13 protein-coding genes (1 of these 13 cut by a window edge) are annotated in these 11,121 nt (G+C 47.5%); 2 read left to right on the top strand and 11 right to left on the bottom strand.

What is annotated here, in order from left to right:
• The 3 genes in view from ACOCLE_RS21005 to rsmG are tightly spaced (at most 16 nt apart) and all read right to left on the bottom strand, a layout consistent with a single transcriptional unit that may run on beyond the window.
• Nucleotides 1–430: the start of a ParB/RepB/Spo0J family partition protein gene (locus ACOCLE_RS21005; protein ID WP_419534106.1), read on the bottom strand. It extends 461 nt beyond the left edge of the window; the window shows 430 of its 891 coding nt (coding positions 1–430); its start codon is at nucleotides 428–430; its stop codon lies off the left edge, out of view.
• Nucleotides 431–433: 3 nt separating this feature from the next.
• On the bottom strand, nucleotides 434–1,243 hold the full coding sequence (locus tag ACOCLE_RS21000) for a ParA family protein (RefSeq protein WP_419534105.1): 810 nt from the start codon (nucleotides 1,241–1,243) through the stop codon (nucleotides 434–436).
• 16 nt (nucleotides 1,244–1,259) lie between these two features.
• Entirely contained in the window at nucleotides 1,260–1,934 is a 675-nt protein-coding gene (rsmG, locus tag ACOCLE_RS20995; protein ID WP_419534104.1) for a 16S rRNA (guanine(527)-N(7))-methyltransferase RsmG, read from the bottom strand.
• Nucleotides 1,935–2,177: 243 nt separating this feature from the next.
• Here rsmG and ACOCLE_RS20990 point away from each other — a divergent pair, with 243 nt between their 5' ends.
• Nucleotides 2,178–2,867 carry a DUF2817 domain-containing protein gene (locus ACOCLE_RS20990; RefSeq protein WP_419537243.1) on the top strand — a complete coding sequence of 230 codons (690 nt, stop codon included), beginning with the start codon at nucleotides 2,178–2,180 and terminating at the stop codon, nucleotides 2,865–2,867.
• Between the two features lie 49 nt (nucleotides 2,868–2,916).
• On the opposite strand, the gene ACOCLE_RS20985 is transcribed toward ACOCLE_RS20990, so the two are convergent.
• From ACOCLE_RS20985 to tnpC, 7 genes are all read right to left on the bottom strand, one after another.
• Nucleotides 2,917–3,594 carry a YiiX/YebB-like N1pC/P60 family cysteine hydrolase gene (locus tag ACOCLE_RS20985; RefSeq protein ID WP_419534103.1) on the bottom strand — a complete coding sequence of 226 codons (678 nt, stop codon included), beginning with the start codon at nucleotides 3,592–3,594 and terminating at the stop codon, nucleotides 2,917–2,919.
• A gap of 163 nt (nucleotides 3,595–3,757) precedes the next feature.
• Entirely contained in the window at nucleotides 3,758–4,585 is an 828-nt protein-coding gene (gene aroE, locus ACOCLE_RS20980; RefSeq protein WP_419534102.1) for a shikimate dehydrogenase, read from the bottom strand.
• 18 nt (nucleotides 4,586–4,603) lie between these two features.
• A complete protein-coding gene (gene hemF, locus ACOCLE_RS20975) occupies nucleotides 4,604–5,512 on the bottom strand; it encodes an oxygen-dependent coproporphyrinogen oxidase (RefSeq protein ID WP_419534101.1) in 909 nt (302 codons plus the stop codon).
• Between the two features lie 38 nt (nucleotides 5,513–5,550).
• Nucleotides 5,551–6,108, bottom strand: a complete 558-nt coding sequence (locus ACOCLE_RS20970) for an L-threonylcarbamoyladenylate synthase (RefSeq protein WP_419534100.1) — start codon at nucleotides 6,106–6,108, stop codon at nucleotides 5,551–5,553.
• Nucleotides 6,109–6,132: 24 nt separating this feature from the next.
• Entirely contained in the window at nucleotides 6,133–6,588 is a 456-nt protein-coding gene (purE, locus tag ACOCLE_RS20965; RefSeq protein ID WP_419534099.1) for a 5-(carboxyamino)imidazole ribonucleotide mutase, read from the bottom strand.
• Nucleotides 6,589–7,025: 437 nt separating this feature from the next.
• Nucleotides 7,026–8,159 (bottom strand): DNA-processing protein DprA, encoded by a 1,134-nt coding sequence (gene dprA / locus ACOCLE_RS20960; protein ID WP_419534098.1) that lies wholly within the window; start codon nucleotides 8,157–8,159, stop codon nucleotides 7,026–7,028.
• 41 nt (nucleotides 8,160–8,200) lie between these two features.
• Complete coding sequence (gene tnpC / locus ACOCLE_RS20955; protein WP_419534097.1) at nucleotides 8,201–9,085, bottom strand: IS66 family transposase; 885 nt, start codon at nucleotides 9,083–9,085, stop codon at nucleotides 8,201–8,203.
• An 86-nt stretch (nucleotides 9,086–9,171) separates the two neighbouring features.
• On the opposite strand from tnpC, the gene ACOCLE_RS20950 reads away from it, so the two are divergent.
• The gene (locus ACOCLE_RS20950) at nucleotides 9,172–10,062 is read left to right on the top strand and encodes an IS982 family transposase (RefSeq protein ID WP_419533099.1); all 891 of its coding nucleotides are present in this window, start codon (nucleotides 9,172–9,174) and stop codon (nucleotides 10,060–10,062) included.
• 208 nt (nucleotides 10,063–10,270) lie between these two features.
• Here the strand turns inward: ACOCLE_RS20950 and ACOCLE_RS20945 are convergent, their stop codons facing one another.
• The gene (locus ACOCLE_RS20945) at nucleotides 10,271–10,963 is read right to left on the bottom strand and encodes a DUF6444 domain-containing protein (protein WP_419534096.1); all 693 of its coding nucleotides are present in this window, start codon (nucleotides 10,961–10,963) and stop codon (nucleotides 10,271–10,273) included.
• Between the last annotated feature and the right edge of the window lie 158 nt (nucleotides 10,964–11,121).

Raw genomic sequence — 11,121 nt, 5'->3', positions numbered from 1 at the left:
TGGCTTCTTCAATAGGATTCAGGTCTTCCCGCTGAATGTTTTCGATCAGCGACATGGCAATGGCTGCTTCATCGGGAACATCACGAATCAGGGCGGGAACTTCCGAGAGACCTGCCAGCTGTGCTGCACGCCAGCGACGTTCACCAGCAATAATCTCATAGCGATTCTGTCCAACCGGACGAACCACAATTGGCTGCATGATGCCCTGCTCTTTAATACTTTCAGCCAGCTCTTCCAGAGCATCAGAGTGCATGTCTCGGCGAGGCTGGTACTTGCCACGAATCAGGAATTCGACTGGCAGGTCTTTCATTGTCCCATCCTGCGACTCCTTGACCGGTGATGGCCCAGAGAGATCATTAGACAGGGATGCAGGTAGTCTGGCGCTACCCAGCAGCGCATTTAAGTTAGTACCGAGACGTTGTTTCGCCATGTGTTAGTGAGTTCCTATTTTCCTTTCTGACTTACCATGAAGCCCCTTGATGTCATGCTTGCGAACCAACTCCCCAGCCAGTGCGAGATAAGCAACTGCCCCACGGGAGTTTCGGTCATAGGCAAGTACGGGCTTACCATGACTCGGCGCCTCAGCAAGTCGAATATTACGGGGAATCACGGTTCGATAGACCTGATCACCAAAATGGTTGATGAGCTGTCTCGATACTTCAGTGGTCAGCGTCATCCTTGGGTCATACATGGTTCGCAGCAGACCTTCGATGTGCAAGTCAGGATTGATGGTTTCTCTGAGGCCGGCAATGGTTTCCATCAGGGCCGTCAGACCTTCCAGGGCATAGTATTCGCACTGCATCGGGATAATCACCCCGCGGGCAGCAACCATGGCATTGATGGTAAGCATGTTCAGGGATGGAGGGCAGTCAATCATGATGAAGTCGTATTGATCTTCCACTTTGGCAAGCGCATCGTGGAGCCTGGATTCTTTGCGATCCATATCCATCAGCTCAACTTCTGCCGCCGTCAGATCTGCGTTTGCACCCAGAACATCGTAACCACCATCCAGAGATGGAAGGATTGCCTCCTGGATATCACAACGCCCCGTCAGTACATGATAAACAGACCATTGCTGAGCATGTTTGTCGATTCCGCTTCCCATGGTGGCATTCCCCTGGGGGTCAACATCAATAAGCAGTACACGCTGCTTACTTGCTGCCAGAGAAGCCGATAGATTAACGCAGGAAGTGGTTTTGCCAACCCCTCCTTTCTGATTGGTTACCGCGAGAATTTTAGCCACAGCCGTTTAATACCATTCAATGCCTGTTACGCAAAATGACAAGATGACGATCGCCGTCTGTACCCGGTACATTCAGGGGCTCACAGCCAATCAACTCAATCTCGTGACGATCCATCAATTCCTTTAATTCTTCTTCAGGATATAGCCCTTTCATGGCCAGATAAACACCTGAAGGTGATAATAAGTGTTTTGTGCCATCTACCATGTTAACCAATGAACTGAACGCCCGTGAAGTAATGGCGTCAAAAGGTGCGTCCACCTTAAAAGACTCTACCCGGGCATTCGCGACTTCCAGGTTCTCGAGCTGAAGGTCCAGTTTTGCCTGAAGCATGAACCTGGTTTTTTTACCATTACTGTCCAGTGTCGTGAATTTTTTCTCTGGATACATAATAGCCAGAACAACACCCGGCAGTCCCGGACCTGAGCCTACATCCAGAATTACCTCACCATTAATATGAGGAACAATGCTCAGACTATCAACAATATGCCTGAAGACCATCTCCCTGGGGTCACGAATGGCGGTAAGGTTGTAGGCTTTATTCCACTTATCCAGCAGCAGAACATAACGAGTCAGCAAATCCGCCTGAGCCTGAGATAAATCAAGACCGAGTGATTTGGCACCCTGACAAATGTCCTTCTGTAATGTCTGAGCCAAGGGGTTGGCTATTAATGGTGATTGAGAAACGTTCATTGATTCCTTCAGCCAGCGGACAGCTAAGCCCTGCTGCAATTACGATAAGCTACCTGGACGCCGTCTGGCTTTACTGATGACAATAGATAACCAATCAGTCTATTTCATAACTTTAATAAAATCGACGCAATCATTGATCAAAACCAGCGATATATAAAGTAGGTACTATTTCCACATTAAAATGCAGCCATTGAACGCTGCCAAAACAACTGTACGAATAAAACAATGGTTAAGAATAATTCTCTGAAAAAAGGGTTCAGTGTTTGCAACAGGCCAGTTGAAGCCACCGTAACCAGACAGAAAGGTTTAGACCGATTCTGCTACCTGATTGCGGGGACGCATGGGGATGAACCCGAGGGCATATATGTCCTTGAGCAATTAATGCAGCAACTCAATAGTAAAAAGATAAACCAGCCAATGGTAGTAATTCCGGTTCTTAATCCCGATGGCTTTGCGGCAAAAACTCGGGTAAACGCCAACGGCGTTGATCTGAATAGAAACCTTCCCGCCTCCAACTGGTCTCAACAAAAACGGGATGACAAGTATTCTCCGGGCTCGCACCCGAACAGTGAACCAGAAAACCAGTTTCTTGTTTCTTTATTTGATAAGTACCCCCCCGGCTTTATTCTGTCCTTCCACTCCTGGATACCCATGCTGAACAGTAATGGTCAGTGCGAAGATATTCTTCAGCTTCTGCACAAGGAAAGCGGTTATCCGATCGTACGAGATGAAATTGAAGATCATCCAACCCCGGGGTCGCTTGGAAGCTATGCCAGTGAAAAGCTGGGTATTCCTGTCTTAACTTATGAATGTCCTACGTTGAGCGAGGACAAGAGCCTTCAATCCATCTGGCAGGAAAATGAAAAGGGCTTGATCAAGCTGATGCAGTCTGACCTGATCAGAAAGCTACTCCAGAAGGCTGCTCGAAAATAGCGCCCATTCAGAGCCCCGTAGCAACGATCGCAGCTTATTCTCAAGTCTCCTAAGCCAGTGTTGAACCTGGCTCTAGACTGCAGATATCCTGACCATTCCTTGCCGGAAGCGATCCAAGAATATTGATAGAAACCAGCTTGTCAGAACACGAGAGCAGCGCTGGATGTGAACCGGGAAGCCCTTCCGGTATTTCCTGTCCAATGGCTTGATAATGATCAACCCAGAATGGCATCAGCTCTCCGGTGTCCATGTCCCGGAAACTCATGGGTGTTTCCTCAAACAGGAAAACACCCTCATTGGCACTGCGAAAAGCATGAACAATTAATTCACTGCAATACCAGCTTTTCTGATGTTCTTCCTGATTCTGGCTGTAGTGAGGATCATAGGGTATCGACAGCTGCTGCTCTGCAAACTCAAGAGCATCGGGAACCAGTACCGAGTAATTCGATGTCAGTCGACAGATCAGGACACAAGGCCTGCCATGGTTATCTAAAACCGAGTTGCTGACAAAGTCATCCAGAGTGGTTTTCTTTACCCTGGGCATAACAGCTTCTATGACCATGCCATCTCCGTCGTAGAGAGCTACATGATTAATAGCGGCTCCGTCTCGACCAGCAAAGAGTCGACTGATTACCCATTCGGCTTCCCCTCCTGAGCGGAGCTGAAAAATAAGGTCACCTGGTAATAGGTCTTCAGCTATCACTGTGGCTGGCAACGCTTTATCCATAACCTATCCAATAATTGAAGACCATCCTGTGATGAGCAGCCTTAAGTTATAAAAAACAGCCTAGGCTAGCATTTAACATAAACTGTGATTATTAAAAAGGCTGATAACCTCATAATGGCGGAAGTTTTAGCATAAAAAGCCATGTTCAAGAGTATAGAGCTTTTCAGGCTATTTCATTCCGCAGCAGGTCAAGTACATTTCGAGTATCAGGACGAACACCGCGCCAAATGGCAAACTGCTCTGCAGCCTGCTCAACCAGCATACCAAGTCCATCAATGGTTTTACCCGCCCCCTGCTCACGACACCAGTGATTGAACACGGTTTCTTCTGCACCGTACATCATGTCATAGCAGCTGGTGTTTTGATCAACCACATGACCAGGTATTGGTGGCATCTCTCCCTGCAGGCTGGCCGCTGTTCCGTTGATAACCAGATCAAAACGACCTTCTATATCTTCAAACCCATTAGCTGAAATAGCTTCACCAGGAAAGAGTCCAACCAGTGTATCAGCCTTGCTGCGTGTTCGATTGGCAATGACAACTTCAGCAGGTTGCTCGGAGAATATAGGCTCAAGCACACCCCTAACGGCACCGCCGGCACCCAGGATAAGTACTCTTGCATCTTTAATGGTTACACCATTGTTTTCTTTAAGGTCCGCAACCAGCCCAAGCCCGTCGGTGTTGTCTCCATGCAGCTGGCCATGCTCATCCTGCCACAGAGTATTAACAGCACCTGCTTTTTCCGCTCGCGACGTTCTCTTTTCAGCTAACTGCCATGCCTCTTCCTTAAACGGTACAGTTATGCTTAATCCAAGATCGCCATTTTCAAAGAACTCATCAATTGCTTTTTTAAACCCGTCAACGTCAACCAGCATGGCTGAATAACGCAGACTTTGATCGGTCTGGTCGGCAAACAATGTGTGAATTACAGGTGATTTACTGTGGGCAATAGGGTTCCCCATTACCGCATAACTGTCTACCGGACCAGCCATGATTCAGATCCTCTTAATTTATACCCAGTCTTTTGGCTTTAAAAATTCTTCATACAAGCGAGCCTCATCGGTGCCAGACTCTGGACTCCAGTTGTAATCCCAGCGTACATGAGGAGGCAATGACATAAGAATAGACTCTGTACGACCACCAGACTGCAGACCAAATAAAGTACCCCGGTCATATACCAGGTTGAATTCCACATAACGGCCACGACGATACTCCTGAAAATGCTTGTTCTGCTCGGAGTAAGGCATCTCTTTACGGCGCTGAACAATAGGCAGGTAAGCATCAATATAACTGTCACCAACCGACTGCATAAACTCAAAGCAGCGTTCAAATGGCCACTCATTCAGGTCATCGTAGAACAGTCCGCCAACCCCCCTTGGTTCATTGCGGTGTTTAAGAAAGAAGTAGTCATCACACCATTTCTTATAACGGAGGTAGACATCGTCACCAAACGGCTCACAGGCTTGTTTGGCTATCTGATGCCAGTGTTTGCAGTCTTCTTCAAAGCCATAGTAGGGAGTCAGGTCATAGCCACCGCCAAACCACCAGATCGGTTCTTCTCCTTCTTTATGAGCTATCAGCATTCGAACATTGGCATGAGACGTTGGCACAAATGGATTATCCGGATGAATCACCAGGGAAACACCCATGGCCTGAAAACTCCGACCGGCCATTTGTGGCCGATGCGCCGTGGCACTGGCAGGTAGCTGATCCCCTTTTACATAGGAAAAATTTACTCCTGCTTTTTCAAAAACCTTACCGCCTTCGAGAACTCTGGCCTTACCGCCACCACCACCATGGTAATCCCACTGGTCTTCTCTGAAGGAGCCCTCCATTTCTTCTGCTTCAATCGCCGTACATATGCGATTCTGCAAATCCAGGAGGTATTGTTTTACGAGATCTACGGACGGTTCTGACATCTTGGAACAAGCCTTTTATCCATGAAATTTGAGCAATATTAGCCTGCCCGTACTAGTTCACCTGAACGCAGGTCTTGAATTTTGGAGGGTGTTTTCTGTCCTCCAGTTTCGCCGGGAACAATGGCATCGAGTAGAGCGCCAAACTCTTCCTCAACGCTTGAGAACGTTAACAGCGGGTCCTTACCGGCAAGGTTTGCTGAAGTAGACACGATCGGGTGTCCTGTTGCTTCACATAGCTTTCTTACCAGTGGGTGATCAGAAATACGAACGGCAACCGTATCAAACTGGCCTCTGACCCAATCGGGTGCCCAACCAGCAGGGTCTGGAATAAGCCAGGTATAAGGACCTGGCCAGGTTGACTTCAGCCTTTCTCGTTCTTCTGAAGAAAGAGGATCAAGTAGCGGTGCAAACTGATCCTCTGAGGAACCAATCAGAATCACCCCTTTCTCAACGGGTCGCTGTTTGATTTCAAGAACTCGATAAACAGCCTGACGGTTCCATGGGTCACAACCCACACCCCATACGGCTTCAGTGGGGTAAGCGATGACGCCTCCATTTCTAATTATTGTTGCTGCTTGATTTACAACATCCATCATGAAAACTTCTCTCAGGGATAAGCCTCAGTCATTTAACTGCTGCTGAAGAACAGCATCTTTCGCAAGAACCGCTTCTGCATTTGCCTGACGATCCATTCGTAGTCGATTTGCCAGATCTTTATCATTCAAAGCAATAATCTGGGCGGCCAGATAGCCAGCATTGATTGCTCCCTCTTTTCCCAGAGAGACCGTAGCAACGGGAACTCCCCCCGGCATCTGAACCGTTGACAGTAGCGCATCCAGCCCTCCCAGAGAGCCATCTCCAATAGGAACACCAATGACCGGTTTGATGGTAAGGGAAGAAACAACACCGGCCAGATGAGCGCCCATTCCCGAGCAGGCAATAAAAACAGCCGCCCCACGGTGATCAGCATCTTTCACGTAGCTCTGAGTCGCCTCAGGCGTGCAATGTGCCGAGTAAACCTTAATTTCTACAGAAACATCGAGCTTCTTCAATACATCAGCGGTGAGCTGGACCATGGGTATATCCACTGACTCTGAACATGAGCCAGCCCCAATCAAAATCGCAACAAACGGCCTCGCCATCAGTATTCTCCGAAACGTGATCGGTAAGGCTCGCTAGTCTAGCAAGAGAAGTTCAGAAGCAACAGACAGAACCTAGGGGGCGTTCTCAATTAGACATGTGACCAGCCACCCATGGTTTGGGTCAGGCCAGGCGTGAACTACGTAGTGTGGTTATTCCACATAAGTAGTGAGCAACGCAGAATGACACAAACCATGGGCGGCCCTCCGGGTTGATCACACCCCCATTTATGCTGTGTTGAACGGCTTGAACATGGAACCACCATGTCCTGCACCGTTCGCCTTGCCTAAATGCGTGTATGATCAACTGGACTCATGGCTAATTGAGAACGCCCCCTAAGACCTGGATACTTTCAGCAGATTCACTTAACAAATCAGCCAAGACGTATAAAGCCACCAGACGTGGACTCTATGACGCCATCAAGCTCCATTTCTGTAAGAACGACGGAAAGCTCTGCAAAAGGAATCCCTGACAGGGTACTGATTTGATCTGCACTGACGACATCAAACCCCATCACTTCTATAACCTTAAGTCGCAAAGGGTCTGTTTCTTTTCTAGAGGAAATCGATGGAGTGAACTCGTTCATAACACCATGCAACTGTGGGGCAAGTTCAATTAATACATCATCAGGACTTTCAACCAGCACAGCGCCTTCACGAATCAGTTTATGACATCCCCGACTCAACGGATTCAGTACCGAACCAGGAATAGCAAAGACTTCACGTCCTTGCTCTGCAGCCAGTCTGGCAGAAATTAAAGACCCACTTTCAAGAGCCGCTTCAACCACCAGAACGCCCAGAGACAAACCAGATAGAATTCGATTTCTCCGTGGAAAGTTACCTGCAAAAGGTTTAGTCCCCAAAGGAAACTCACTGACAAGAGCTCCCTGACTGGCAATCAGTTGATAAATGTCTTTGTGCCTTGCCGGGTAGATTTGATCCACACCGGTACCCAATACGGCGACTGTGCCTCCATAGCACCCCAGCGCTCCTTGATGTGCTGCCGCGTCAATTCCAAGAGCCATTCCACTGGTAATGACCAAGCCACTTCGAGACAAGTGTTCACAAAACTCCTGAGCAACCCGCCGTCCATTTGGGGTTGGTCTGCGACTTCCCACCACTCCAAGTTGTGGCTCATTAAGCAGATGGCTGTTACCAATTACATAGAGTACAACCGGAGCATCTGGCAACTCTTTAAGACTTTCAGGGTAAAGTGGGGAATCAGGTGTTAAAACAGAATGCGCTTCACTGGCCTGAAGCCATGCTTGAGTGAGTTGCAGCTGTTTGTGTATGGCAGGGTCACGGGGAGCGTTTACCAGTAAATGAGCCAGCTTATCAGGAATACTGTTCTTCAGATCATTAAATGAGGCAGAAAAAAGCTGGCTGGGGTGTTTGAATTTCTCGATCAACTGACTGGATTTTATCGGCCCAAGCCCTGGAATGAGAGAAAGCGTCAACCAGGGAAGTTGCTGCAGCCAGTCCTTCTGGCTTGTATCAGTGTATATCATTGAATTCTCTTTCCGGAGTTGCGTGGCTTATTCTGGTGTAACTATTCAGCACCCAGCAAAGGCGTATTGTTGTAATTTCGAACCGCTTTAAGAAGCGCCTGAAATATGTTCAACCCCTGCTTTTTAGCAGATGATAAATAGCTTCGGATTCGGGTAAACATGGTACCTCCGTCTTCGCTTCTGAAGCAGCCTGAGATCTTCTGCTTAAGTTTGGCCATCCTGGCATCACGTTCACTGCCATTGTTATCGAAGGGAATTGAAAAGTCCGACATGAAGCGCAACGTTTCAACCTTAAACTCAATAAGCCTTTTGAACAGGTTGTAGGCCTTGGTATTCCTGACCTTCTTACGTCCAAGCACCTGTCGTTGTTTTTCCATATAAGCGGTTTCCTTCGTGAGAGCCCTTTGAAGGATTTGGTCGTATATCGTCTCAATGCGAAGCTGTATTGCACCAGGCATTTGAGTCAGACCGGCTGCTTTGTATTTCTTGCAGAAGTGCCAGGAGAGCGTAAGCAATTTCATCAGCCGCAGAGCCAGCTTATTCGCATCCCTATCGACAACTCCCTGAAGCTCTCTCAGATGATGGGCATTACAAAGCACATGCACTGCCGCATAGGCAAAGTAGGACTTCCAATGATCGTGAACCAGAATGCCTGCAAAAGTCAGCAGGATGCCCATTGCATCCATTGCTTCACAACCTCGCCTTTCTGAGAGGTAGTAAAGCGTCCATTGGTCATCTCGCATAATGTGTAACCACCACAGTGAACCGTCAACCCGCATGCCAGTTTCATCCGCTCCTGCAACCGGACTTTCTTGTAAAGCATCGCGGATACTCTGCTCAGTAGAGGCCAGGTTCTCATGGGTATAGGCAACAAAATTGGCAACAGAGCCTGCGCTGACACTCATGCAATAAATAGTATACGCCATGTGCGACTTTTAGGTTTGCATAAGGAGACATGACTGATCCTGCTTTCTGCTATTAAAAGCAGTAGAAAGCAAAGAAGGTTTCAGTCATGCCCGTTGAAGAGTTTATCACTACAGTCTACTGCTTGATCGACGATTTGGTAAAAGAGCTTTTTCCTGTACCACTGCGACTTCGAGGGTTTCCACCAAAGCTCACTGATAGTGAAGCGATCACCATGGAAGTTGTCGGTGAATGGCTTGGGCATCATAAGGACACTGAGATTTGGAAGTATTTTACCCGACACTGGCGACACCTGTTTCCTGACATTCCTTCACGCTCGGCATTTGTCAAACAGGCCGCCAACTTATGGCATGTGAAACAACGACTGCAAATTCGTATAGTCCAGATGATGCATGCAGATAATGCAGATATCCATTTAATCGATGGTTTTCCGATTGATGTTGTCGTCAGAACCCGTGCACCACAGAGCCGTATCTTTAAAGCTGAGGCTGGTTATGGTTACTGCGCTTCCAAGGACAAGAAGTTCTATGGCTTTCAGGGGCATTTGCTGGTTGAAGCACGAGGGATTCCTGTGGGTTTTACTCTGACCGCAGCGAACGTAGATGAGCGTGATGCAGCCTATGACATGCTCGAGACCATTTCTGGCCTCTTGCTTGGCGATAAGGGCTATATAAGGCCTGAGTTTAAAGCTGATTGTCAGGAATTAGGTATTGATCTTCAGACGCCACTGAGAAAAAACATGCAAGATGAACGTCCGAAGTCGTTTGTAAAGCTGGTATTACGGGTACGACGGAGAATAGAAACAGTGATAGGTCAATTGACAGAGCGCTTTGAAATAGAAAAGTGCCATTGTCGAGATAGATGGCATATGACATCACGTATCGCTCGGAAGTTACTGGCACATAATATTGGTTCTTATCTGAATATAATTGCTGGTCGTCCTGCAATACAGTTTGAGAACCTTATTTCCGAAGATTAAAAAACGGAAAGCAAATAATTGCGTGATTTTGAAGATACAACTTGGACTTACCATCATGCTAGCCCGGATATTTCATAAACGTGCTCCCGTTCTCGCTTGTCCTTTGCCGCCCTAAGGGAGTTTTGCTCGGTCGACCGTACTCCCCGGTACGGCACTCCCTCACAAAATCCCTTAGGGCGACAAAGTCCTGCCCGAGATTCGGGGCAGTTTATGAAATATCCGGGCTAGTAATTTGAGATAGTTTCAGACAAAGTCGCACATCGCGTATAGTATTGAAATACTCAGACACCCGGTGATATGGGATGAAGTGATACTGGTTTAAATGAACAGCCATTGCCTGAGTCACTTCTCCGTATTGAGCAGCGGCTTTCACTCCTTGGGGAAACTCAGCGGTGTTCCGTTTACCACAAGGACATACTTTAACGTCTGCCCAGTACGCGGTAACTTCAAATTCTCCGGGTCTACCTGGATCAAAAACCTGTCGCTCAATGTATTTGGTGGGTTTAATATCGATAAGCGAAGACTGGCAACAGCAACATTTTTCAACCTTCAGATGCCTGACATAATCGGGTAAGGCGACACGTCTCAAACAAGAGCCTTGATGACCTTTCTGGCCACCTGGTTTATTGCCTGAAGATGGTCTAAGGCTTTTGGGGTTCGGTGTTTCCTGTGAGGAGCAGGGGGCTTCTTTGGAAGATGTATCACCTTTATCACTCCCTTTTTTACTGGGCTTTTGATAACCATCTGACGATGGTGGCTTACTACTGTTTTGACTGTTTTTATTAACCCTTTCTTCCAGTTCGCTGCAACGTTCCCGTAAAAGCGCATTCTCGGTCCGAAGCTCTTCATTCTCTTTAAGGAGAGCTTCGGTAAACGGAGTAGCTGGGAAGTCTGGTTCCATACTGGAGATTTGTTAGAAAAATTGAGTATAAGATGATGGTCGAAAAATCAGAAAATTCCAGATTTATATGAAGGGTGCTGAATAGTTACATTCTGGTTATTAACAGCTCTGTCCAAATAAGCCACACATCCAATGAAGCACCCTGTAAAACATCCGGG

It is taken from the genome of Endozoicomonas sp., assembly GCF_965196975.1.
In the GTDB taxonomy this organism is placed as follows: Bacteria; Pseudomonadota; Gammaproteobacteria; order Pseudomonadales; family Endozoicomonadaceae; genus Endozoicomonas.
The sequence above is the reverse complement of the archived record's forward strand: the minus strand, read 5'-3'. Positions and strand labels throughout refer to the sequence as shown.

Excerpts from the sequence above, each read along its gene's own strand:
- ACOCLE_RS20950 (WP_419533099.1), top strand. The coding sequence starts at position 9,172 with ATGCCCGTTGAAGAGTTTATCACTACAGTCTACTGCTTGATCGACGAT.
- rsmG (WP_419534104.1), bottom strand. The coding sequence starts at position 1,934 with ATGAACGTTTCTCAATCACCATTAATAGCCAACCCCTTGGCTCAGACA.
- dprA (WP_419534098.1), bottom strand. The coding sequence starts at position 8,159 with ATGATATACACTGATACAAGCCAGAAGGACTGGCTGCAGCAACTTCCC.
- ACOCLE_RS20970 (WP_419534100.1), bottom strand. The coding sequence starts at position 6,108 with ATGATGGATGTTGTAAATCAAGCAGCAACAATAATTAGAAATGGAGGC.
- ACOCLE_RS20945 (WP_419534096.1), bottom strand. The coding sequence starts at position 10,963 with ATGGAACCAGACTTCCCAGCTACTCCGTTTACCGAAGCTCTCCTTAAA.
- purE (WP_419534099.1), bottom strand. The coding sequence starts at position 6,588 with ATGGTCCAGCTCACCGCTGATGTATTGAAGAAGCTCGATGTTTCTGTA.
- ACOCLE_RS20985 (WP_419534103.1), bottom strand. The coding sequence starts at position 3,594 with ATGGATAAAGCGTTGCCAGCCACAGTGATAGCTGAAGACCTATTACCA.
- hemF (WP_419534101.1), bottom strand. The coding sequence starts at position 5,512 with ATGTCAGAACCGTCCGTAGATCTCGTAAAACAATACCTCCTGGATTTG.
- tnpC (WP_419534097.1), bottom strand. The coding sequence starts at position 9,085 with ATGGCGTATACTATTTATTGCATGAGTGTCAGCGCAGGCTCTGTTGCC.
- aroE (WP_419534102.1), bottom strand. The coding sequence starts at position 4,585 with ATGGCTGGTCCGGTAGACAGTTATGCGGTAATGGGGAACCCTATTGCC.